Below are 24,397 nucleotides of genomic sequence, written 5' to 3'. Positions count from 1 at the left end.
GATTCCTAAAGGGTAGAGAATGCAAGATTTGTCACTTCCTTACCTGCAAATTCAAGTTACAATCGTTGAAAAAGTCAAAGTATGTTATTTAAAATGACATTTTGAAAGGGGCTATGTCGGTGGTACAGTTGCCAAAAGTAAACGAGCTCGGATTTTTTGAGATTCGTCTGGAATCAATAGGAGGCCTGGGTGCAAACTTGGCTGGGAAAATGCTTGCTGAAGCAGGCGTTGTCGGTGCCGGAATGAATGGGGTGAGTTTCTCATCTTATGGTTCGGAGAAGAAAGGATCTGCTGTTAAAGCGCATATCCGCTTCTGTGATATGAACACACATATCCGCGATACCACTCCAGTAGAACGTCCTCATGTTGTTGGGATATTTCATGAGTCGTTGGCCAAGACCGTAAATGTAACAAGTGGAATCTATGCAGACAGCACCGTGCTGATCAATTCAAACAAATCGCCTGAGGAACTGAAAGAATTATTGAATATGAAGGCAGGTACGATAGCTGTTATTGATGCGACAAGCATTGCACTGAAAGAGAAGAACCGTGTAAACATGGCCATGTTGGGCGCGTTGTTCCGGATGTGTGATTTTCTCGATCCGGACATTATGAAGGAAGTCATCGAGAAATCGCTTGGCAAGAAATATCCGCAAGCGGTGCAGTCGGCTATTACTACTTTTGATCGTGGATTTAATGAAGTGAAGTTTCTGCATTTCGATCTGCCAGCAGGTGAGAGCATGCCGCAGTATGTCCGTTCTGATATTTCGGCGCTTGGATATGATACGCAGCCGATTGGTGGCGTCATTATCAATCCGGGGAACAGTTTCTTAAAGAACCTAAGCATTTCCCGTTCCGGAATGCTGCCAACCTACGACCAAGAGTCTTGTATTAACTGCGCGCAATGCGACACGGTTTGTCCGGATATGTGTTTTGTGTGGGAAGAACGGATTGATAAGAAGGGCCGGTCGCAAATGTACCTGCAGGGCATCGATTACCAATATTGCAAAGGCTGCTTGAAATGTGTGGAAGCTTGCCCAACCTCAGCCCTGGCAAGTCAGCGTGAACACGAAGGCTACGCCGACAGTCATACCGTGCACCATCAGTTTGATCTTATTACACAGTCTTAATATTGGGAAGAAAGGTGGAACAACACATGGCTATCGATTATGAAAAAGAAATCGGCTCTGCCAAGGTAGAGCAGAAATCTCTATATGAATCCGGCAATGAAATGGCAGCCTATGCTGCTCATCAGATCAATTATCATGTTATGGGATACTTTCCGATTTCGCCATCGACAGAAGTTGCCCAGTTTCTGGATACAATGAAGGCTAATGGACAGCATGATATTAAGCTGATTCCTTCAGACGGTGAGCACAGCTCTGCCGGTATTTGTTATGGTGCTTCTACAGCTGGTGGACGAGTATTCAATGCGACCAGCGCGCAAGGCTATATGTTTATGCTTGAGCAATTGCCAGTACAGTCTGGATCACGTATGCCAATGGTTATGAATTTGATTTGCCGCGCGATTTCTGGACCACTTAACATCCACGGTGACCATTCCGATTTATACTTCGCATTAAATACAGGCTGGCCGATTCTGATGTGTCGTGACCCACAGTCCGTCTATGATATGAACCTGATGGCGCTTAAGCTTGCTGAGCATGCCAAGGTCCGCCTGCCAGTGATGATTGCTTCAGACGGCTACTTTACTTCTCACCAAAAACGACGGGTGCAGGCTTTCGCCCACCGTGCAGATGTGCAAAAATTTGTGGGAGAACAACCACCAACGGGCTTTACAGATACATTGGATCGTAATAATCCGGTTTCTGTTGGTGCTTACATGAATGAACCTGACTCTATCAATAACAGCTATCAGCAATCAGTAGCCATGTATAATGCTGGCGATGTTTTTGAAGAAATATCCAAAGAATTCGGTGAATTAACCGGACGTCATTATCCGATCGTTGAAGAATATCGTATGGAGGATGCTGATGTAGCCGTATTCCTGATGAACTCCGCTTCGGAGATTATCAAGGACGTTGTAGATCAGCTTCGCCTGCAAGGTGTCAAAGCCGGTTCAATCTCCCCGAATATGATCCGTCCTTTTCCGCAGAAGCAAATTGCTGAAGCCCTGAAGAATGTTAAAGCTATCACAGTAGGCGATCGTGCAGATTCTATTGGCGGACATGGCGGCAACATGGTGAATGAGATTAAAGCTGCATTGTTCACTTACAACAATACGACTACCCAAGTCATCAGCCGGATTTACGGGTTGGGTGGCAAGGATTTCTACGCTGAGGACGGTCATAACTTCTTCCAATTGGCAATGGATGCTGTTGCCGCAGGTAAGGTCGAAGTACCTTTTGATTATTATGGTCATAATGCTGGTGCTCCAGAAAAAGCACCACAACGTCTGTTGAAGCCGATGAACTTTGAGTCACTCAAAACAGGTCTGATTACTGTGAAGCAGGATGAAGTTACAGGCAAGTTGAGTGTAAAGATTCCACCGCTGCGCAGCTTAACGAAGAAACCTAAGCGTGTATCCCCTGGTCATGGTGCATGTCCGGGCTGCGGAATTTTCTCAGGCTTGGAAACATTCTTCAAAGGGATTGAAGGAGATATTGTAGCCCTCTATCACACAGGCTGTGCAATGGTAACGACTACGGGCTATCCGTATTCTTCGCATAAATCAACATTTATTCATAACCTGTTCCAGAATGGTGCAGCTACGCTGTCTGGTGTAGTAGAGATGTTCTGGGAGCGCAAACGCCGTGGTGAGCTTGATGAACTTGGTATTCAAGAGGACTTCACGTTCGTTATGGTTACAGGTGATGGTGGGATGGACATCGGTATGGGACCCGCAATAGGGGCTGCACTGCGTGGTCACAAGATGATTATCATTGAGTATGATAATGAGGGTTATATGAATACTGGTGCTCAGCAGACTTATTCTACGCCGCTCGGTCACCGTACTACAACCTCGAGCATTGGTAAGTTCCAGCAAGGTAAATCGACACAACATAAGGATACAGCGCAGATTATGGCGGCTACCAACATTCCTTACGTGTTCACTGGCTCTGAGGCATTTCCACAGGATCTCGTGAAGAAAGCGGCTAAAGCACAGTGGTATGCGCAGAATGAAGGTCTGGTGTATGGTAAAATCTTAACGGCTTGTCCGCTAAACTGGATGTCCGAAGATAAAGAGGGCTCTAACATTGTATCCCTGGCCGTAGAAACCTGCTTCTTCCCTCTGTATGAAGTAGAACAGGGAATTACGAATATCACGTACAATCCGGAAGAGAAAGATAAACGTGTCGAGCTTTCTGCTTGGCTCAAGACGATGGGCAAGACCCGCCATCTGCTTAAACCAGAGAATGAACCTGCCCTGCACATCTTTGAAGATGAAGTACAGCGCCGCTGGAACCGTCTGAAAGTGAAACATGAGCATCCAGATTTGTAAGATCAAAGCAGTTGTTATCATTTCATAATCTACGATTGAGAAGATGAATAGCCAGTCTCCAAGTTATTGGAGGCTGGCTGTTTTATGTTTCGGTCAGTATATCGTGGAGATAGATTTTATTTAAGTGAAGGTTATTTCTTCTTGGGTTTGCGAATTAACATGATTACAAAGAGCAACAAAGGCAGAACAAACTGGAAGATGGGCCACCAGTATTTGACCGCAACAACTCGGCCGATCTCCATGTGATAGGTGTAATTGGGCGATAGAAAGGAAAGCCCCAAAATGATAGCTCCCAAAGGAAGTATCCATTTTTTAGAACGAACCCCGGTTATTCTTTCTAACCCTATTACTGCACCATTGAAAAAGGCGGTCATCTTGATTCCTAAACCGAGAAAGAGAATCATGATAAACAGTGCATCCATCCGTTCGAAAACCTCCGCTAATTGAATCAATTGTACCGTTTCCAGAAGAGGAAGAGTGCTGTTAGCCGCAATTTTGGGTCCCAGAACAAGTATGTTCAGCTGATTAAATAGAGTCAGAAAAAGCGCAACAACTATATAGGAAATGATTACCGCTCTAGAGAGATTCCGTCCTTTCGTTGCCAGCGGGTAAAAAACAAGGAATAATACCGTCTGTCCGAACGGAAAAGAGACGATATCGGGAATTGCTGTTTTTAGAACCGGCTTTAGCCCATTCTCCAGAATCGGAAACATGAAATCATAATGAATAAGGCCAGAGGCCGGTATTAATATACCAATTACCATATAAGTGAATAACATAAAGGGAAAAAGAACCACACAAATTAGAAAGAATATTTCAGGCCCGTAGCGGACATTATTGCTGATAACCAGGATTGTTATCAAAATAATAATCCACATTGGTGTTTGGTTCAGTAAAGTCATTACGGTCAGCTCGCCTAAATCACGTAAATTTCGGGAAGTCTCATAGGTGAAGTAGCCAACAAACATTAGGTTTATGCACGTACCCAGATACTTGCCCATATAACGGCGGAACAAGAGAAACAAATCCAGACTAGGGTTCTGACGGTGGATAGCCAGATGAAGTAAAAGAAGGAACAGGCCCAATAATGCCCCAATCAACACGGCTAACCAAGCATCTTGTTTAGCTTCCCCACCTAGAAGAAATAATGTGGTACTGCCAACCTCAAATAATACAAGACAAATGATCAGCTCGGAGACACGGGTTATATTTTGATTCATTGGGTTCTTGTCATCTCCTTTCGTTGATTTGCTGTTCAGGCTTTATTGATCGGACTTGGACTTTAATAGACTGCTAAAAGACTTCTGAAAAAGTCCAGGTCGTTTAATGGAGGCTTGTACATCAATGTTAATATCCATTCTAGATAATTCTTCAGGCCAGGTATCCCTATTTTCTTTCCAATACTCCGGATACTTTCGATGGATTTTATCGGCGATTCCCACAAGATCGATCTGCAGCTTCTGAACGGTTTTCCAGCCCTCCTCAATTTGCTGCTCTATGACCTTTTCCACTTGCTGTTGCATTTTTTTTATATTATTCGTCTTAGCGGGATCTTCTTCGGAATTAGATATGACCAACTCTCCGGCCACTTTTACCTTAACCTCTAAGGAGAAATGCAGCGGGCCCTTTACAGGGGTAACTTTAACTTTAGCTGTATTGATCCGGAAAGAGGATAGTGCCTTTTCAGCGTTCTTGGCATTCTCATCTTCAAATGACAGGGTGTTGCTCTTCACATGGTTGGTTAGCCACGAAATACCCAGACTTTCCTTTTGGTTTAATGTCTTGACCTTCCTGGCCCTATCGAATATACATAGTCCGGATAACTTTAAATTTGCCTTGGAAGATGTTTTTTTGAAAATATCGGAGGATTCCAGTGTTTCCCTATCAGAGCCTACTATAGATACCTCAGGAACTCCTGCCGCACCGCTGTCGGAGCTGAGCTTCAGAGCTAATTCATATATAGAGATAGAGGGGTAAAATGAGCCTGTTTGATCATCTTTTTGCAGGATTTTTGAGAGTGCTTGACCAGGAATCTTTTCCGGTGGGATGAGCTGCATTAGGAGTTCACGAGCTTTCCGGTCAGCTACTAATACCTTCACGGTTTCCCTGGCGTCAGGATTACGGAAATAGTTATCAATAACTTCCTCAATACCTGCTTCCGCAGCCTCTTTACCTATGACTAACACATTATTATGGGCAAAATACAGCTTGCGTGGATTCTCCAGGTTACTGATATCAATAGCATCTCGAATGGTCTTTCCTTGAGTTGAGAAGGTGTGCACGGCGGCTTGAGAAGAACCTCCACCTGCAGATCCGCCTAAGCTGGAGGACATTGCCGAAGGAACAATAACCTGATAAGTTACCGTCCATTCCCCTTTATGACCATCTATTCCGGTTGCTGTTGTAATCCCTAATTCGTTCAACTCGATACGGCTTCCGCATCCTGTGAGCAATGACCCTATAATAAGCACAGCGGAAATAACCCACAGTCGACGCATAGTTTCTCTCCTTATTTCTGTTTATTGGGTTCATCACAACGCTCTTTTTTAGCTGAATTGACGGGATATTGATGAGGTGCTTGTCTGGTCTTGTTGGGACCAGATATACCATTGGGTCTGGTCTTCATGGCCCACCAAGGTACTCTAATGAAAAAGTCCTTCATATTGGATTTAGTGAAAGGAGCGAAGGGCGTAAGATATCTAACGCCGAAAGATTGGAGCGCGACAAGATGAAATAAAATAGGGATAAGCCCGGCCAATATCCCAAATAATCCGAGCATTCCTGCCATAAGCATGAGAAAAAAACGGATAAGCCGGACAGTCGATGCCATATTAAAAGAAGGGATTACAAAGTTTGATATTGCCGTAAAGGAGACTACGATAACCATTGCAGCAGAGACCAGACCGGCTTGCACTGCTGCTTGGCCAATGACAAGTGCTCCTACTATGGATATAGCTGGGCCAATGACCCGGGGCATCCGAACACCGGCTTCACGAATAACTTCAAAGATTAATTCCATGATCAGGGCCTCCAATAAAGCAGGGAATGGCGTTCCCTCCCGCTGTGAGGCTAGAGTAATCAAAAGGGTAGTAGGCAGCATTTCTTGGTGAAAGGTCGTGATGGCAATATACAAGGACGGAAGCAGTAGGGCAATTAGGAAAGAGAACAAACGGATAATCCGTAGAAAGGATGAAATGTCATATCGCTGGTAATAATCTTCACTCGAATGAAAGAATTTAATAAAGGTAACAGGTGCAAGCAGTACAAAAGGCGTTCCATCAATGAAGATAGCTATTTGTCCATCCAATAAGCTTCCTGCTACGGTATCAGGGCGCTCTGTATTTAAGAGTGTCGGGAATGGAGAAAGCGGCGCATCTTGAATGAACTCTTCTATATACCCACTTTCAAGTATGCTGTCCGTATCTATGGATTCCAGACGTTTTTTCGCTTCTTCTATCACTTCTGGCTGGGCAAGTCCTTCAATATAGGCCAATACGACTCTGGTTTGTGTGTATCGACCGATATTGCGACTAGCGAACTTGAGGTCGGGTGTCCGCAGCTTTCGTCTAAGCAATGTTATGTTGGTGGAAAGCTCCTCTGTAAACCCTTCTTTCGGGCCACGAATTACAGTTTGTGTGGTGGGTTCTTCAACGGCTCTCCTAATCCCGCCTTGGATGGAGGCGGCCAAAGCAACTTGAACACCATCCACCAGAATTACGACATTTCCAGCAAGGATAGCCGCGATCATTTGATTTTCTGCATGGATGATTTTTATATTTCCCGTAGGTATTTTTTGCTTTAGGGCATTAATTGTACTGTGTACGTCAGATGTAAAAGAGGTTTTAGAGGCCTGTTCTGCAATTAAGGCTTCCATTAAATCCGAGAGCAGGTTTTGTTCGATTAGCCCCTCAATATAACAAATGGCAATAGGACCGGGCTCGGAGGGGCTGTCGCTAAAATTACGCATGATAAAGTCAGGGCTATCACCAAGTATTTTATGAAGTAAAGTCAATGTGTGAGGTAATGAAGAATTTATGGGTTCAGGAGTCTGTGTTATTGGATTTGTGTTCTTTAGTGGACGACGTTTGGCGGGTTTTAGTATAGTCTTCATCCAATGCATTGGCACAGGCCTCCCTTGTTCAACTATAACTTTTACTTTTCAAGTAGGAAATATTCATAGAATGGGAATAGCAAGCCCGTGCTTCTTCATTTAACTTTTTTCAAAGAAAGTATATAAGTCATGTTCTCAGCCATCCTATAGATAACAGGATTGTAGCTAGAAGAGAGGAAGAGGGTGGTTGACACGATGCAACGCATAGCAAGTTTATTGGCTGCTGTAATGGTGCTAGGCATGGTCCTGGCAGGCTGCAGTCAAGAGCAAGTACAGAAAGAAGCTGGAAGATATAAGCTGCAGTCTTATCAAGATGGTGTAATGCTCGCGCAATCCCAGGGGAAAGGTCTGAATGGACGTTTTATCAACGAAATGCGGCACTCTTTTGCCAGAGAGAAGATTAAGCTGACCCACGATATGTTCGCCGAAGACAGCAGAGGCAATATCAGCTATCAGTTCCTGATTAATAGCAAGCCTTCACAAACGATTACACTGCATGTATTCTCAAGTCCACAGATGCTGCTGAATAAGATTCCAAGCTGGTATGGAAATGAACAAATCGCCGAAACCACGACCACAAAGACAGAGATATATACTAAAGATAATGCTTCGCTCGTGTATACCTCAATGGGAAAAGAGAAGGGGAAATATTCGAAAAAGGTCAAAGCATTATTCACAAATCTGTTTGAACGAATGGATACACATTTTTGATCGCACATGTTTAATTAGCCAAGCGGTTAACCGCAGGCCGGTCAGCATCTTTGTAGATGCCGTTCCTTCAGGAGTGGTGGCGGTTTCGCCGTACCGATTCGTGAGGGGATTACTGAGCATGTCTATACGGTCACATCAGCGGATTTCAGGGCGATCTATGCGGCGAGAATAATCGTGTTGGGAACCTATCGCTAGGATCAAATTTATAGCATGGTGTACAATCTGCATCTTTGCCTATACCGACATATATAAAAACCCAAACTACTCCTCTCAGGAAGTGGTTTGGGTTAACTTGCGTCTGAGAATATTTCACATTACCTCACACTGGTGCTCAGAATAAAGTCCAGTTTCCTTTCACTCGTGCATGTTTTTCCGCGCGGATCAGTATATAACGTGTGGCGGCTATAAGCGCAATGTTGCCTAAGATAAGAATAGAAAGTGACCACCACCAACTGCTGCCTATATGGTTGTTTAAGGCTCCGCGCACGAGGATCAGACTATAGGTTAGCGGAAAGAGCAACGAGAGTCCGGTTGCCCACGCTGGGAATACTGCAGGAGGAATACGCACGCCACCAAACAGCTCCATCGGAGCTTGGAAAATGTAATACAGCAGCCCGGAATCTCTGGAGAACAGCGATATCGCACAGAGTGCCGCTCCCCAGATTATTGCCGACACCATAATAAGCAGTAATGCTGGAAGTAAAGCTAGCCAATTAATGGTCGAAATATCTGCTACGAAGACGAATGTCAGTCCCGAAAAGACGGCAAACATCCAGATTCCGTGGAAAAGGGAATACAGGGAGCGGCCGTACAGAAACGCCATTTTGGAAGCCGGACTGAGAAAAACCATCTCCAGCGTGCCCCCTTTACGCTCTAGTTCAAAAAGCCAGGCCGCCTGAACGACGGTCCAGAATAGCTGGAATACCAGATAACCGCTTAGCAAAAATAACGGTACCCGACCATCCGGTATCACGCGTGAGAGGACAGAACCTGCACCGGTTCTGTAAGGCAGCATCGTATAATAGGAAGTCAGAAAAGTCAGCGCAGGCCACAAGAGCAGCGAGAAAAATACGGCCCGCCCCTTCGTACGATTCTGGTGCTGCTTGCTCACCTCCGCGCGGACTGTCAGCCAGAAACCTCTGGATATCATGATTTCTTCCCCTCCGAGAGCAGGATAATGGCGTCCTCCAGATTAGGCTTTTCGGAGGCAAAGCCGGTTATATGTAGTCCATGCAAGGTTGTCCACGGCAGCAGTTCCGTAATCAGGCGGTCGGCAGAAGGGGTCTGAACCGAGATACGATAAGGCTCATCACTTCTTAGGGTGTTGATTCCTACAGAGTCAGCACTGACCAGTGCAGCAGGATACTCCCTTGCGGCAAGCTGCTCAGCCAGCAGCGGGCGCAGCTGTTCGCTCCAGCCTGTGACATCCAGATGGGCGGTTTGCGTGCCCGCGACCTGCTGGACAATACGCTCAGGCGTATCACACAGTAATAGTTCACCTTGGTTCAGCACATAGACCCGGTCACAGAGCTCTTCGACCTCCTGCAGATAATGGCTGGTCAGCAGGATGCCCTTGCCCTTCTCCAGTGCAAGCTTCCGCACGGTACTGCGCAGTTGTCTGGCAATAGGCGCATCCAAGCCCAGCGTTGGTTCATCCAGGAATAAGTACATCGGGTCGTTGATTAAGCCACGGGCAATCTGCAGGCGTTGCTTCATGCCTTTTGAATATTGCTCAACCGGCTGGTCGGCGGCATCTGTTAATCCAACTTCGCGCAGCAGTGCTTCAGCTTCCCGCTCAATCTGGGAGCGCTTAAGACCATATAGCTTACCGAAGTATTGGAGATTCTCACGGCCGGTGAGCCGCCAGTACAGCATCCGTTCACCTCCGGCGATCATATTCACCTTTTGCTGGATAACCTGTCGGTTCGTAGCCATGGAAACGCCGTCTACCTCAATGCTGCCGGAGGTAGGTTCGAGGAGTGTAGACAGCATGCGGATCGTAGTAGTTTTGCCTGCACCATTGAGCCCGAGAAGGCCTACAATCTCCCCGGAAGCGATGGTCATACTCAGAGATTTTACCGCACTTACCGATCTTTTCTCAGAGTGGAACCAGCCCTGTCTATGTTTGGTTTCATAAATTTTGCTGACTTCATTTAATTTAATCATCTTCAGATTATCCCTCCTGTATCTAGAACCGCTCAAACAACCTTCGTTCCACCAGTCGATTGCTCCATAGACCTACCGCAATATATACCGTACTTAGTAGTACGATTGGCAAGATATCCATTAACCTAATCACATCTCCGGTAAGGAGAGCGCCCCGCAGTAATTGAAGCGAGTGCGTCAACGGAAAGATCTCACCTGCGTGCTGCAACATTTCAGGTAAATACTGCCGCGGAAATTGAAAACCGCATAGCAGAGCGGTAACTGCAAATAAGGTGTTCTGCACAATGTACGTATCCCGTGTGAAGAGCATGATGCTCCCTAGTACCAGCGCCATCGCATAACAGGAGAGTAAATAAATTAATCCTCCGACAATGACGGACCACAAATGGGGGAAGGGCAGCCGTAGACCTGCCAGAAGCCCGAAACTGAGCACTACGAGTAACTCCAAGCCGCTGCGGTATAGCTGTTGAATGGCATTGCCCACAAAATACCCGCTTCGATTGGAAGGTGAGAGCAGCAGCGCTTCCAATGTGCCTTCCCGCCATTCGGTGATCAGTGCTCTCGATATATTCATCATCATGCTGATGGAGAAAATATTTAGCAGACCTCCGATAATGACGTAGGTTAAATAATCATTGCTGCCTGTATAAACTGCAAATTGTGAATCTACATCTCCTTGAATGAGATAGACATAAGAGAAAAAAGAGATGAGGACAAGATATGCCCCATCAATGATATGACCTAAGGTAAAAGTCCAGGGATAGGCTCGGCGATTAGCCCGCTGGTTCCTGACCAAGGTCGCGATAGCGGTTTGCCACACTAGCGACAGCTCCTTTTTAGTCAATATTGATAAAGTTTCATTGTTCAAGAAATTGCCTCTGCAGGACGATAAGCGCATCAAAGGCATCTTTGCAGCCACTGTAGAATAGGTAGTTTCCCTTTCGTTCAGACCTGGCGAACCCTGCTTCACTGAGCTGCTTCAGCTGTTTGGAGACTGCTGCTTCAGAGATGCCCAGGATGGGAGCCAGCTGCTTGGTGCAATATGGTCCCTTCCATAGCAGCTTCAAGATACGCAGACGCGTATCGTCGCCTAGTGCCTTGAGCTGGCGCAGCAGATCAGCAGGTGGACCATCACTGTAGGATAGGCCGGGAATGTCCACCGCAAGCGGCAGGTATAATGTATCCTCACTTGAACCGATCAGCAGATGTGGAAAAATAAATGTCGAAGGAAACACATAGACATGCTGCAGACGCTCATAAGGATAGTAATAAGTGACCGCTTTTTGCGCGGTTACCGTTCCGTTCTCCGCATGTAGGCGGGGATGCAGGGTATTTATTGCTTTTTCCGGAGTTCGGGTGGCAGTTTCCTGAAACTCTGCGGCAGCTAGGTTCATCCACGGCTCAATATAGTGCCATTCCTGGCGAAAATAATCCCGTTCATACGTCTCCAGCGTTGATATGAGCAGCTTACGGACAGTATTTACGTTCGCAAGCAGGTACTGCACATCTGCATCCATTTCCTCTTTAGGCAGTAACCCCTCTGTCCCGTGCATTTTGTAAATAATAGTGCTTAGGGAAACCTTGTTATTGAGTAATAGAAGTACAAGCTCTGCATCCGGCAGTTGGCTAAGTTCGATGATTCCGTCAACACAGGACACGGGTGTCCCGGCATGATCCGGTAGATCGATGAGAGCTGTCCAGCTATCCGACAATTTCCCTACAGAGTGTATTGCCTCTTGCAGAGGAAGTGGCATTTGCGCTTTGAGTCCCAGTGCCCATTGCAAACGTTTCGGGTGATGCTCCGGCTGATCCAAGACATGCAGACTGCATAACAATTCATGAAAAGGGCTAACAATCGTCTTAATCTTACGGTTTAATGTTGGGAGTGAGCTCATCTCTTTCCTTTCCGATTAACCATTTGGTTAATCAAAAACCACTTTCGCGTAAAGTGTTCAAAATTATAGGTTGGATCACTGTTATTGTCAATTGAAATTAAAAAAGGCGAGAGAACCCTTGTGCATTTAGCGCACAACTGTGGTTCTTTCGCCTTCATTGTATTCGGCAGATTTTCTGTGTTAAGAGCGTTTGTAAATCTCCCTCATTACATGGCGCAGCTCAGGGATGATCAGCCGTTCCATGGCCAGCCTAACCGCTCCTTCAGAGCCGGGCATGGAGAAGATGGCAGTGTGCCCAATCGTACCGGCGATGGCTCGGCTCAGGATCGCGGCAGAGCCAATGTCCTCCGTAAAGCTGAGATGCCGGAAAATTTCACCAAAGCCCGGCATCGATTTATCGAGCAGGGAGGCAACGGCCTCATAGGTTGTATCCCGGGGAGAAATGCCGGTTCCACCGGTCAGTAGTAAGGCTTCTATTCCAGAGTGAACAGAGTTCTTATAAACCAACTCACGAATCTCCTCGTAATCATCTTTAACGATAGTGCGGCCTGTAACCGTATAACCGGCTTGTTCCAGCAGAGATTGAATTAACGCTCCGCCCGTATCGGTTTCAAGGGTTCGGGTGTCTGAGACGGTAATGATATAACAGGAAACTGTTTGCGGCGCCTCCCGGCGATGCTCATCAACAGATGACATATTTACCAACTCCTTGATAAGGGATAATCGCTATTGGTATCTATGATAGGTGATGACTGTGGCAAAGACAAGTCAGTCCGGTGTCAGCGGTCATGATTGTTCTGAGGTAAGGGTGTGCTTGCACGGAAGTGACCACATGTAGTACACTCGCTACCATAACCGTATTTTAGGGGAGAGATGAAACATGGAACAGGTTGTACCTGTGTATATATTGTCAGGATTTCTGGGGAGCGGCAAAACAACGCTGTTGCAGCGGCTCCTGGATCATTGGAAGGAGCAGGGACTGCGTCCGGCTGTGGTGATGAATGAGCTGGGCGAGGTGAACCTCGATGGCTTGTTATTAGAGCAATCTATTCCTATGGCGGAATTGTTGGGCGGTTGTATCTGTTGCTCCATTCGTGGTGATCTCAGTACAGAGCTAGCTACCCTGGTCAAAAAAGAATCGCCGGACGTGGTGGTGATCGAAGCGACTGGAGCTGCGAATCCGTTGGAAATTGTCGACGGTGTGACCGAGACCTCGTTGTACCAGAGAGTAGAGCTAAAGAGTCTGATTACAGTCGTTGATGCCGCGCATCTGTTAGGATTATATCGTGCACAGCAGGGTGCCACCTACAGGCTGATGCAGGAGCAGATCCGCTGCGCCTCCGTCCTGTTATTGAACAAGACGGACCGGATATCGCCAGCAGAGGCGGAAGAGATAACCACTGTGCTGCGAAAATGGAATGCGTATGCGACAATCATGCCTGCTGTGCGCTGTGAGGTGGATACAGAGGAGCTGTTGAGCGTCGCTGGAGGAGTTCTCACCGAAGATCAGATGGAAGAGGATATAGAAGATAATAGTGCTGCTACGGAGACGACTGAACAAGCTGGAGTTGACCAAGAAACAGGTTCTACACATGCATCACATGATCACGTAATGGCATATACCCATTATTTCAAACGTCCGGTCAATAGTGAGGAATTTGAGCAATTCGTCAAGGATCTGCCGCGTGATGTATATCGGGCTAAAGGAATCGTGACCTTTAATGACACGTCTAGTCGCTTTCTTTTTCAATATGCTTATCGGGAATCGGATTTCATGAAAATCACCCCTCAAGGCGAGGTGCCAGACGTTGCCGTATTCATCGGCGAGCATTTCTCGTCAAGTGAGCTTCGCAGCAAGTTGCTGGTGTTGGAGAAGCGTACATTAGTCCGGCCCGGCACCATCAGAAGAAGTTTATAGTTCGAATTCGGAAGTCATAAAGTGTGGTTCGTTCCTTTTTGTGCAGGTTAATAGATAGGCATACCTATAAAAAAATTGCAGGAGGTTGTTGCAATGACCCCAATTCTATATCAGGAATGTATTGATGCTTGTCTCAAAAGTATGAATGCCTGTAACCATAGCTATGTTGCTAGTCTGAAGGAATACGATCTTGCCGTGCTTCGCCACAGCATCCGGCTGGACCGGGAATGTGCTGATATTTGTTCCTTCGCCATTCAGGCGATGACCCGGCAAAGTCCGTTTGTGGGTAGTATTCTTCGACTCTGTGCTGAGATTTGCGATGCCTGTGCCGCGGAGAACAGTAACCACATACATATCCACTGCCAAGCGTGTATTGATGCCTGCCGAAGTTGCGCCGAAGCCTGCCGCTCCATTAGTGAAGTCGTTGAAGTGTATGCATAAGGCTGAGAAGAGCCTCTATTCTTCAAAAAACAACCAGACTTTTTACAGTTTTTTCTACTGTAGGAGTCTGGTTGTTTTTTATTAAGGCTATGTTAATTTGTTTTTCTAAGAGGGAAAAGACAAAGATCTGGCGAATAAAAGAAGGAGGTGAAGGGAGCACAGCGTATGAGTGTGAGGGTTCCTTTAATAGAGCTGAAGCAAGCTAGTAAACTTTATGGAGGTCAACGGGTACTGGATGAAGTGTCGATGAGTATTGAGCAAGGGACTGCAACTGCACTTATTGGCCGGAATGGTTCTGGCAAAAGTACGCTACTCTCGATTCTCGCTGGATTGATCCATACCTCATCTGGTCGCTTGATCAGACAACCTAACGTCATAATCGGTTATGCACCAGAGATGTTCCCGGGACTGAAGGTTACACCAGAGCAATATTTACGCAGCATGGGCCGGATCAGCGGACTGGCAGCGGGAGAATTAGAGCATCGCATTCAGGAGCTTCTTGCGGGCTTTTATCTGGAACAATTTCGTCATGAGATTATGATGAATTTCTCTAAAGGGATGCTGCAAAAAATAAATCTGATTCAAGCCCTGCTGGTATCACCAGCGCTTCTTTTGCTAGACGAGCCCTTATCAGGTCTGGATCTTCCAGCTATAGATCAATTAATTGCTCTGCTGCGCGAGCTACAAAAAGAGGGAACGGCTATTATATTCTCCGCTCATGAACCGCAAATGGTTGAGGCTTTGGCAGACCAAGTCCTTGTGCTCCAAGCGGGGAAGATGATAAGGAATATAAAAGGTACAGAGAACTTGTGGGTTAAACCAACTACATACATATACTGTACAGGCTTATCTTCCTCTGAACAGATGGAACTGACGGATAGACCCGGCTTCATTTCTTTAAATATAATTATGGATGCTGACAGGGGCGAAGGGGTTGGTTTGACTGTCCAACCGGAAGCCACAGATGATTTTCTACGGCAGGTGCTGGGTGCTGGCGGTTCTATTGTTTCTGTGGAGCCCCAAGGGGAGTCGGGAATATGATGGCCCTAATAGCTTATTTACTGCGAAGTTATACCCGCTCACAGCGGTATTTTGCTCCTTTTACGGGCCTGGTAATAGCCGTATTGGTTCTGTATTCTTATAAGCCTAATCCGGTTATGAATAGTTATGCAGCAACCGCGGTGTTGTTATTTATCGGCTGTGCTTGGATGGGGCTTAGTTTTCTGAACCATGAGCATTCCGTGCAGACACAGATCACGATTGTTCACCTGCGCAGTGCCAGGAAATATACCGCTGGCAGATTATTAACACTTGCCCTGCTGACCTGGCTGCTCGATCTACTGATCGTAGTCTATCCGTTAGTAAGCGATCGGTTTGACGAACCAGCAGGTGGATATCGGATTTTAATAGCTTTAGCAGGTCATGGATTATTGGGTATGATTGGTGTAGCGATCGCCCTTTACCTACAAGCCTCTTGGGTAAAAAAAAGCAGCCATGCCGTCGGTATCTTGTTAGCAATCATCGCTATATCGATTGGAGCGACTAAGATAAGCAGTCTTTTACCCGCTCAGTGGCTAATGCTTACTCTGCTTCTGCCACCGGTATCACCGGTGATGGATGCTTTAATGAATGCCGACACCCTGCTGGTATCCGGTGTACTGCTGTCTTTCATTCATATTTTTCTATATACAGCAGTGCTTGTCGCTTTACATATCTATCTCTCGGGTCGTAAGGATAATAATAAGAACTAACACTAATGAATCCAAAGAACAGTAACAAAAATAAACAAGTGACTAAAGTGGGAGGAAAGATGAAGGATACACAAATACCGGGGAGTGAGCAGTCCAAAGAGTTATTCGCTTATTTCGGATTGGCAGTCTACTATTGTCAGGCATTGGAACAACAGTTAACGAATCTACTGCTGCTTACCAAGATGTCTCAAGGAAAGACACCTACGGAAGCGGAACTCGCTGATCTATATCAGCGTAAGCTCAGCAACTCACTCGGCCAGCTCATCAAAGAAATCCAGCATCATTTTCCTTTCTCAGAACAAGAGACAGCCCAATTGCAGGAGGTCTGGAAGCAACGGAACCATATTGTACATGATTATTTTAAAGAACGGATTCAGGAGACCTTTACGCCAGCAGGCCGGGCCCAAATGATTCGTGAGCTGAAACGGTTCAAGAATAAAGCCAGCAGGCTGGAGATCAAATTACAGGGATATTGCACGGAAATGTACACTAAATTAGGGCTTGAAGAGGAGCATTTAATGTGAACATGATATACAAGCAAACACCGTTATACCGTTTTTTGATGTTCTGTAATGAAACCAATCTGGAAAGAACTATTCTGGACTGTGGAGCGGGAGGAGAGACCCCACCGTTAGGCTTGTTTGCAGAGCATGGGTATACGACTTATGGTATTGAGTGTGATCCAGTGCAAATTGAGATCGCCAATACATATGCTAGGGAAAAGGGATACACTCTTAACATTAATCAGGGAGACATGCGGAAGCTTGATTTTGCAGACCACTCATTCAGTTTCGTCTATTCCTACAACTCTATATTTCATATGAGAAAAAAAGAGGTTAATCAGTCCATACAAGAATTGAAGCGGGTATTGAAACCAGGTGGACTGTTATTCGCCAACTTTCTGACAGTCAACGATTTCCGCTGTGGTGATGGTGGTGATCTGGGAGAGAATCAATATGAACAGTTCGATGATGATCTGCCCGTAATTCATTCCTACTACAGCTCTGATGAACCGGATGTTATGTTCAGCGATATGGAGCTTCTCTACAAGGAAGATCGGGTGCTGGAGAGGATTTATGAAGGAACACAGATACGGCAGGGTTTTGTGGATTATATTATGAAGAAATAAGCAAATAAACGTCAAACCCCCAACCTTCTGGAGATTTGACGTTTATTTACGTTGGAGGTCCTCCTAAGCATTTCTCTAATCTCTGTTAAACACGGGATGAGTGAAGTGCTTCTTCTAATTTCTCAAGTCCGCAGTCAGCAGCAACGATGGGGAGAAACTGTATCGACGCAGCCCCTATGCAGTGAGCTAGCGAAGAGAGGGCATTCTTAAGCGCTGGAATCATGTCCGCTGTTAGAGCTTCTCCGGGTTCCCACCACCAATTCACAATATTCAGAATACTGCTCTTCTTATCCATAACTGGCTCGAATCGGCCGACGAAACGATCCTCGTACAGCAGAGGAAGCACATAATAGCCGTATTCTCGTTCAATCGCAGGCTTATATACCTCCCAGCGGTAGTGGAAACCGAACAACTGACGGATTAGTTCACGATCCCATATCAGATTGTCGAGCGGTGCCAAAGCTGCTGCGAATGGGATATGGGTAGGCTGGATACCTATACTTTCTGCTTCTTCCTGCAGAATATGATCCAAGGTGGGGGCATCCATGGTGCGCATGTATAACGGCAGCTTTACGTCTTCGACTCTCACTTCTCTGAGCCTGTCCTGCAGCAACAGCCGCTCGACCGCAGCGGTCCGTTCCTTGCTCTTTAGACCGGAGATGCCCAGCCAGCCGTCACCGGATTTATTCCATTGCAGCCCTATACTGCCGATCCGCCGCAGCACATACCAGTCATGATACTGCTCCGGCGTAGGATTAGGCTCGTCAGCCTGAAGCAGATGTTCAGGCAGTAGCTTAGCGGCAAAGTCGTAATAGCGGCGCGTATGCACCCGATGGTGTACAACCAGCTCGCCCCAATAAAACATACTCTCCAGCGCGGCCCGCGACAATCTGGCTGGAGCCCAGGCCCAGTTGATCTTCTCCGTCCGTTCGAAATCAAGCGAGCAGAGGGGGCCGCGCTTTAACAGCGCTTCGCGGACCTCGGAGACAGTGGACATTAAGATATCATTTCCTTCATGGCGTGTGGAGGCAGGTACCCTAAGCCTGTGAAAATAAGGCCAGTCCTCTGTGCAATAAATGGACATATTCTTATCCCATCCGTCCACCAGCAGCCTGTCCTTGTAAAGCAGCTCTTGTACCAGCTCTGGCGTAAATCCGGGAACACGCGCCTGCAGTACAAGCTCGTGATTATGCCCGGCGATGCTGAGTGGATCATATTGAATACAGCCCACATGGCGGACGTAATCATAAATGCTTTGTTTGCCTTCTGGTAATGCCTCGGAGGTTAATTTCTGGTGACGCAGCAGAAAAAGTCGGGCCTGCCTCTTGGTTAATGTATAGGAAATCATCAACTATCACTCCGCTCTTATGTATATATTCCCATTATACGGAACAAACGTTCTGGGTTCAAGCAGCAAGATTTCTTATTTTAAAAAAAGCCCTTGGACTGCAACGAGGCAGTACCAAGGGCTAACAAATGTTAAGCTGGTTTGATTACAACGGTGAGCTTGCTGCTATCGCCGGAGTTATGGGAACAGCAGAGATGCCTGCTCCTCCTGCGGCTCCAGCACCAACTTGCAACTGGTACATATTGAAGTATCTTCCGCCAATCGCCATCAGTTCCTCATGGCTGCCGCGTTCTACGATCTCGCCGCGATGCAGCACCAGGATCTGGTCTGCGCTACGGATCGTGGACAGGCGATGCGCGATGATGAAGGTGGTGCGTCCTTTCTTAAGCACTTCCAGTGCATCTTGAATGACGCTCTCCGTTTCCGTATCAATGTTGGAGGTTGCTTCATCCAGAATGAGAATGGCTGGATCGAAGGACAAGGCTCTGGCAAAAGAAATCAACTGGCGCTGACCGGCGGAAAGAGTACTTCCTTTCTCTACAACCGGCTCATCAAACCCTTGGGGAAGATGGGATAACAGCTTATCGGCACCGACCTCGCGCAAGGCCCGTTCCACCCGTTCACGGGAAATCCGGTTGTCTCCCAGACTGACATTGGAGGCGATGGTACCCGTGAAGAGGTAAGGGTCTTGCAATACAATGCCCATGTGGCTGCGCAGCCACTGTTTCGGCATATCGGTAACCTCTTGCCCGTCAATCGTGATCGATCCGCGTTGCGGATCATAGAAACGGAACAGCAGGTTAATGATCGAGCTTTTGCCAGAGCCGGTATGTCCGACGAGCGCTACCGTTTCGCCTGGACGAGCCTCAAAGGAGATATCGCGCAGCACGAAGTCTTTTTTATAAGCAAATGAGACATCCTTGAAGACTACTTTCCCTTTGTAGCGCGGCATGGAGCCGTCGGTGACCAGTTCTCCGGGTTCGTCCATCAACGTAAATACACGTCCGGCTGACACCATAGAGGAATCGAGGTTGGCTAGCTGATTGACCATACCGGTAATAGGCTGGAACATCCGACCCAAGACATCGACGAAGGCATACAGTACACCAAGTGACACAAAAGTCGTGCCGTTGAGGCTGCCAAAGCCGAAATACCACAAGACCAATACAAAAGAGAGACTGCGTAAGGAATTAACCAGATTGTGGGACGTAAAGGCATTTAGATTGAGCATTTTATTCTGATATTTCAAGTAATCATCGTTCAGTCCCTCGAATTCTTCTCTGCGCTGCTTCTGGCGGCGGAAAATTCGGATGATCGACATCCCCTGAATCGATTCATTAATAATGGCGTTGATCTCACTGAGACGTGAGCGGATAATCGTGTTGTATTTGGTGGCGATTTTGCGGTATAGAATGATCCAGAGCACAAGAATGGGGATGAGAAACAGGCTGAGCAGGCCGAGACGGACGTCAAGCAGGAACATCGCCACATAGACCCCAATAATATTGATAATACCTGTGCTGAAATTGGATAGAACGGCAATAAATAGATCTTTGATCGCTTCCGTATCATTGGTTACCCGGGAAACGACCTTGCCCGCTGGCAAATTGTCAAAAAAGTAAACGGGCAGGCGCTGGATATGCGCATATACATCGGTCCGCAGCTTGCGGATGACCTGATTGGCCGAGGATTGAAGCCAGTAGGTTTTACCAAACTCTGCGAAGATCGAGATGACCAGAAACAGAGCGTATAATCCTACCAGCTCATAAATACCGGGCAACTCAGGCTTGTAAAAGGAAAACAATTCAGTTGCGGAAAGCTTGACTGCAGGGTAGCTTAGCTCGTTGTCACCGCGCTGAATATATAGCACTCCGTCACGGTACGTTCTTTGTCCTTCTGGCTGTGCTACTGCTTCATTAATGAAATAGAAGCTTCGTCCCTCCTGAAGCAGGCGGATTTCCTGACCCTTGGCTTCTCCCGGTTCAAACCGATCGCCACGTTTATAATAAGTATCGTTATATTCCGCGGCCTCTTTGGAGGAATCTACGGTCTGGAAATAGGGCTTCTCAATCGCTAGCATATGATTGTCGATCATGCTTTTGGCGATAAAAGGGCCGGCAAGCTCAGCTGCAACTCCGATGGATAGGAGGAGCAGGGCGGCGATAAAGGTTTTTTTGGCTGTTAATGCGTATTGCAGCAGGCGTTTGCCTGTACTTTGTGTCAACGGTGACACCCCCTAAAAGTAATTATTCATTTGTTAAGTTATTCTCAAGTTGTTGCCGATCGTACTGTTCACGATACCAGCCATTCATACCAAGCAGCTCTTGATGTGTGCCCCGTTCAATAATATGTCCGTTATCGAGAACAACGATGATGTCAGCATGTTCGATGGCGGAGAGGCGGTGCGTTGAGATTAACGTTGTCTTACCTGAACGCTCTTGCCGGATGTTCTCGATGATTCGAGCTTCCGTGCGTGCATCCACTGCTGACAAGGCATCATCCAGAATCAGAATATCGGGATTGGCGATAAAAGCTCTGGAGAGGGAGACACGTTGTTTCTGCCCGCCGGAGAGGGAGACACCCCGTTCTCCTACCAAGGTATCCAGACCTTCGGACAAGGTTCCGAGGTCGTTCTGGAAGGCAGCGGCGGTTATGGCTTCCATTATCGTATCATCATCAGCGTTATCGAGACCGAACTGAATGTTCTGGCGCACGCTTTTGGAGAATAGGATCTGCTCCTGCGGAACATAACCCATCCAGCTGTGCAAGCGGTCGAGTGCGATATTGCCTATCGGCACACCAGAGATAAGGAGTTCACCACTGCCACTCGGATATTCATGCAGCAGCTGCTTCAACAGTGTTGATTTGCCGCTACCAGTACGACCTACTACACCTAGTGTCTGACCTTGGGATAAAGACAGGCTAACTCCACTAAGGTTATCAATGGTTGATGTGGGATAGCGGAAGGTCACATTTTTGAGTTCGATACTGCTTGGACTGGCAACCTCTACTGGCTGCGCTACATCCTGTACATCTGGTACTGAATTCAACGTTTCATCAATGCGTTCGAGTGAAGCGCCACCCCGTTGCATGATATTGATCAGCTCACCGATGGCGAACATCGGCCACACAATCATTCCAAGGTACATATTAAAGGAGACAAGATCCCCAAGGGTGATTTGATTGCGGAAGACGAGATAAATACCGTAAGTGAGCCCAATAATGTAGCTCAGTCCGACACAGAAGCGGATCGTCGGTTCAAAAAAGGCATCGACACGGGCCACGGCCATATTTTTGCGGTATACATCTTCTGTAATGTCCGAGAAACGCTGCTCATCCAGTCGTTCCTGTACATACGCACGGATAACCCGCACTCCAGAGACGGATTCAAGCACTTGGTCATTCATATCGCCAAAAGCGTCCTGTGCCAGGCTATACCGGTCATGAATAGCTCTGCCATAAAAAATCATTGCTACCGCTATTAGCGGTAGTGGTAATACGGCAGCTAGTGTAAGCTTCCAACTGACCAGAGAGCCCATCGCCAGCAGCACGACTGACAGAAAGATCGTAGAATCACACAGTGTCAGCATCCCGAAGCCCACCGTTGCTGAGACCGCACGGATATCATTGGTAGCTCGCGCCATCAAGTCTCCGGTACGATTGCGTTCAAAGAAGGATGGAGTCATGCTCATAAGACGGTTCATGTAGCGGGAGCGCAGCAAGCGCTCTACAAGGTTGGAACCACCGAACAGCTTATGCATCCATATGTAAGTGATCCAATAGATGATGAGCAGCATAGCGATGATTGCCGAAATATACTTAATCAAAGATGTAGCTGTAATGGAGCCACTTACAATCTCGTCGATGGCATTACCGAGGAGACGTGGAGGAAGAAGTTCAAGTACACCGGCAATGATAAGCAGAATAAGGCCGATAAAATAACGTTTTTTCTCCCGGCGAAAGAACCACCCGAGATTTTTGAGAACAGAGAACAAGGTAAATCCCTTCCTTTCGAGTTAAATGGTTGTCGGCTGTTTGCAGGGAAGTCAGAATAGTGGTCCGCTCAAAAGCATACAAAAAGGCATATCATCCGAAAACGGACGATATGCCTGTAATTTACAGCTTATCATGCGCACGGTGCTAAGACAGCACCAGGCATGGAGAGATTGTCATGTACTGAAATCAAGCGCTACGCGTATATCGCTAGATATTCAGGATGGTTCCACCACTTGGGCTGCTTCGGTATTTGGTTGTGTGTAATTGCCGACAATAGTATAAGATTGCACTGGTACAATATTAAACACCGCTCTCACCCTTTCTTTCATTTGGTAATAACTTGAAGACGCTTCGTTATGAAACGAGTTTATCACTCACTTCGAGACCTTGTCAAATGTATTTTTGAACAAATTGCGAATCCCTTATTGTATAAAGTAATTTGGATTATTAGCATTTTTTCAGTATGATAAGAATCACAAAGGAGCTGAGAGAGATGTGTATGGAAATAAGTCAAGCTGCGGCTGCCTGGTTCAGAAGAGAGCTTGGCCTAGCAAATGGAGATTATATTCGTTTATTTCCCCGATATAGTTCGGGTGGTGGACTTCACCCTGGATTCTCACTGGGTATAGCTACTGAAGCTCCGGGACGCCCGGCGAACAGAGTGGAACAAGAAGGAATAGTGTTCTATATGGAAGAGCAGGACTTATGGTATATGGATGGACACAGCCTTTCTATCGAGTACTCTGAGGCTGAGGATGATATTGAGTATAAGTACAAAGCATTGCCAGCAACCGAAACTTTACGGGAGTAAATATACAGATTAATATTCCGGAAATGGGTAGTTTATGCATAATATAAAAGCCCTTGCCAAAAGGCATGGGCTATTATACATATTTGTGTTAAGGTGAACTGCGAAAGGATTCTTCTTCCATGGCGAAATCGAAATCATCAATATCGTATACCTGAACTGGAATCCCACCCTCAATAATGCGCTGGATCAGCTCAAATTGATCGGTTAGGATAGGCACCTTCTCACGCTGAGATGACAACAGAAGTTCGGTTTCGATCGGATCGAATACTTCTCCATAGGTTTCAGTATCCATGCTGTTAATGATTGTGATCTGCGCCTGTCCACCGAGCAGGATGGCGGAGCTTTTGGCCCAGGGGATGGAGAGGCATCGATTGATTTTCTTGGAATTCAGCGGCTCTTCGAAATAATTGATCAGCTCACGAATCTTAAGTTTGACATGCTTGTCATCGTCCGGACGGTTCATTAACGGTTCATCGCTATCCCGCAATTCATACAATTCCATTATAGTTGTGTAAGGCACTATATATTCCACAGGGCTGCTCGGAACGAGCAGTTGACCGTAGATCGCCATCATGACGGCTTCCGTCACAAATTGTCTAGACATCGTTATCCTCCTGAAGTTCGGGTACTGCAATCGTACTTATGGACTTAAAAATA

The 24,397-nt window shown here is 46.7% G+C and carries 22 protein-coding genes and 1 pseudogene; 11 read left to right on the top strand and 12 right to left on the bottom strand.

All coding sequences use genetic code 11. The features are described from left to right. Window positions 1-119: 119 nt before the first annotated feature. On the top strand, window positions 120-1,130 hold the full coding sequence (locus GJB61_RS16695; protein ID WP_338115896.1) for a 2-oxoacid:acceptor oxidoreductase family protein: 1,011 nt from the start codon (window positions 120-122) through the stop codon (window positions 1,128-1,130). A gap of 26 nt (window positions 1,131-1,156) precedes the next feature. Next, window positions 1,157-3,463, top strand: a complete 2,307-nt coding sequence (locus GJB61_RS16690) for a thiamine pyrophosphate-dependent enzyme (protein ID WP_154119906.1) — start codon at window positions 1,157-1,159, stop codon at window positions 3,461-3,463. A 131-nt stretch (window positions 3,464-3,594) separates the two neighbouring features. Here GJB61_RS16690 and GJB61_RS16685 read toward each other — a convergent pair whose 3' ends face one another. Genes GJB61_RS16685 through GJB61_RS16675 form a run of 3 tightly spaced genes read right to left on the bottom strand, consistent with a single transcriptional unit; the run spans window position 3,595 to window position 7,583 of the window. Continuing rightward, window positions 3,595-4,683: a GerAB/ArcD/ProY family transporter gene (locus GJB61_RS16685; RefSeq protein ID WP_154119904.1), complete on the bottom strand. Its 1,089-nt coding sequence runs from the start codon at window positions 4,681-4,683 to the stop codon at window positions 3,595-3,597. Window positions 4,684-4,725: 42 nt separating this feature from the next. Continuing rightward, complete coding sequence (locus tag GJB61_RS16680) at window positions 4,726-5,961, bottom strand: Ger(x)C family spore germination protein (protein WP_154119902.1); 1,236 nt, start codon at window positions 5,959-5,961, stop codon at window positions 4,726-4,728. Window positions 5,962-5,972: 11 nt separating this feature from the next. Beyond that, on the bottom strand, window positions 5,973-7,583 hold the full coding sequence (locus tag GJB61_RS16675; RefSeq protein ID WP_154119900.1) for a spore germination protein: 1,611 nt from the start codon (window positions 7,581-7,583) through the stop codon (window positions 5,973-5,975). Window positions 7,584-7,769: 186 nt separating this feature from the next. Between GJB61_RS16675 and GJB61_RS16670 the strand changes: the two genes are divergently transcribed. Further along, window positions 7,770-8,285, top strand: a complete 516-nt coding sequence (locus GJB61_RS16670; RefSeq protein WP_154119898.1) for a hypothetical protein — start codon at window positions 7,770-7,772, stop codon at window positions 8,283-8,285. A gap of 90 nt (window positions 8,286-8,375) precedes the next feature. Then, a pseudogene (locus GJB61_RS32200) lies at window positions 8,376-8,480 on the top strand (nitrogenase iron protein); the annotation flags it as partial. Between the two features lie 136 nt (window positions 8,481-8,616). Here the strand turns inward: GJB61_RS32200 and GJB61_RS16660 are convergent. The 5 genes from GJB61_RS16660 to GJB61_RS16640 form a co-directional block, all read right to left on the bottom strand. Beyond that, window positions 8,617-9,435 (bottom strand): ABC transporter permease, encoded by an 819-nt coding sequence (locus GJB61_RS16660; protein WP_154119897.1) that lies wholly within the window; start codon window positions 9,433-9,435, stop codon window positions 8,617-8,619. Continuing rightward, window positions 9,432-10,451 carry an ABC transporter ATP-binding protein gene (locus GJB61_RS16655; protein WP_154119895.1) on the bottom strand — a complete coding sequence of 340 codons (1,020 nt, stop codon included), beginning with the start codon at window positions 10,449-10,451 and terminating at the stop codon, window positions 9,432-9,434. The genes GJB61_RS16660 and GJB61_RS16655 overlap by 4 nt, the downstream gene beginning before the upstream one ends. A gap of 22 nt (window positions 10,452-10,473) precedes the next feature. Continuing rightward, window positions 10,474-11,271 (bottom strand): ABC transporter permease, encoded by a 798-nt coding sequence (locus GJB61_RS16650; RefSeq protein ID WP_338115888.1) that lies wholly within the window; start codon window positions 11,269-11,271, stop codon window positions 10,474-10,476. A 37-nt stretch (window positions 11,272-11,308) separates the two neighbouring features. After that, window positions 11,309-12,346: an ArsR/SmtB family transcription factor gene (locus tag GJB61_RS16645; RefSeq protein WP_154119891.1), complete on the bottom strand. Its 1,038-nt coding sequence runs from the start codon at window positions 12,344-12,346 to the stop codon at window positions 11,309-11,311. A 180-nt stretch (window positions 12,347-12,526) separates the two neighbouring features. After that, window positions 12,527-13,042 (bottom strand): MogA/MoaB family molybdenum cofactor biosynthesis protein, encoded by a 516-nt coding sequence (locus GJB61_RS16640; protein WP_154119889.1) that lies wholly within the window; start codon window positions 13,040-13,042, stop codon window positions 12,527-12,529. A 184-nt stretch (window positions 13,043-13,226) separates the two neighbouring features. Between GJB61_RS16640 and GJB61_RS16635 the strand changes: the two genes are divergently transcribed. From GJB61_RS16635 to GJB61_RS16610, 6 genes are all read left to right on the top strand, one after another. After that, window positions 13,227-14,264 (top strand): CobW family GTP-binding protein, encoded by a 1,038-nt coding sequence (locus GJB61_RS16635; RefSeq protein WP_154119887.1) that lies wholly within the window; start codon window positions 13,227-13,229, stop codon window positions 14,262-14,264. A 93-nt stretch (window positions 14,265-14,357) separates the two neighbouring features. Beyond that, window positions 14,358-14,705, top strand: coding sequence for a four-helix bundle copper-binding protein (locus tag GJB61_RS16630; RefSeq protein WP_154119885.1), 348 nt, complete (start codon window positions 14,358-14,360; stop codon window positions 14,703-14,705). A 165-nt stretch (window positions 14,706-14,870) separates the two neighbouring features. Then, entirely contained in the window at window positions 14,871-15,746 is an 876-nt protein-coding gene (locus GJB61_RS16625; protein ID WP_154119883.1) for an ATP-binding cassette domain-containing protein, read from the top strand. Further along, window positions 15,743-16,456: a hypothetical protein gene (locus tag GJB61_RS16620; protein WP_154119882.1), complete on the top strand. Its 714-nt coding sequence runs from the start codon at window positions 15,743-15,745 to the stop codon at window positions 16,454-16,456. The genes GJB61_RS16625 and GJB61_RS16620 overlap by 4 nt, the downstream gene beginning before the upstream one ends. 59 nt (window positions 16,457-16,515) lie before the next feature. Further along, entirely contained in the window at window positions 16,516-16,980 is a 465-nt protein-coding gene (locus GJB61_RS16615; protein WP_154119880.1) for a hypothetical protein, read from the top strand. 2 nt (window positions 16,981-16,982) lie between these two features. Then, window positions 16,983-17,585, top strand: coding sequence for a class I SAM-dependent methyltransferase (locus tag GJB61_RS16610; protein WP_154120010.1), 603 nt, complete (start codon window positions 16,983-16,985; stop codon window positions 17,583-17,585). 85 nt (window positions 17,586-17,670) lie between these two features. On the opposite strand, the gene GJB61_RS16605 is transcribed toward GJB61_RS16610, so the two are convergent. The 3 genes from GJB61_RS16605 to GJB61_RS16595 all read right to left on the bottom strand — a co-directional run bounded on the left by GJB61_RS16605 (window position 17,671) and on the right by GJB61_RS16595 (window position 22,928). After that, window positions 17,671-18,933: a winged helix-turn-helix domain-containing protein gene (locus GJB61_RS16605; protein WP_154119878.1), complete on the bottom strand. Its 1,263-nt coding sequence runs from the start codon at window positions 18,931-18,933 to the stop codon at window positions 17,671-17,673. A gap of 145 nt (window positions 18,934-19,078) precedes the next feature. Continuing rightward, a complete protein-coding gene (locus tag GJB61_RS16600) occupies window positions 19,079-21,157 on the bottom strand; it encodes an ABC transporter ATP-binding protein (RefSeq protein WP_154119876.1) in 2,079 nt (692 codons plus the stop codon). A 22-nt stretch (window positions 21,158-21,179) separates the two neighbouring features. After that, entirely contained in the window at window positions 21,180-22,928 is a 1,749-nt protein-coding gene (locus tag GJB61_RS16595; protein ID WP_154119874.1) for an ABC transporter ATP-binding protein, read from the bottom strand. Window positions 22,929-23,422: 494 nt separating this feature from the next. On the opposite strand from GJB61_RS16595, the gene GJB61_RS16590 reads away from it, so the two are divergent. After that, window positions 23,423-23,740 (top strand): HesB/YadR/YfhF family protein, encoded by a 318-nt coding sequence (locus GJB61_RS16590; protein WP_154119873.1) that lies wholly within the window; start codon window positions 23,423-23,425, stop codon window positions 23,738-23,740. An 88-nt stretch (window positions 23,741-23,828) separates the two neighbouring features. Here the strand turns inward: GJB61_RS16590 and GJB61_RS16585 are convergent, their stop codons facing one another. Next, window positions 23,829-24,344, bottom strand: coding sequence for an ADP-heptose synthase (locus tag GJB61_RS16585; protein WP_154119871.1), 516 nt, complete (start codon window positions 24,342-24,344; stop codon window positions 23,829-23,831). Window positions 24,345-24,397: the final 53 nt, after the last annotated feature.

It is taken from the genome of Paenibacillus monticola (assembly GCF_009664975.1).
In the GTDB taxonomy this organism is placed as follows: domain Bacteria; phylum Bacillota; class Bacilli; order Paenibacillales; family Paenibacillaceae; genus Paenibacillus_AQ; species Paenibacillus_AQ monticola.
This window is presented reverse-complemented; position numbering and strand designations above follow the sequence as displayed.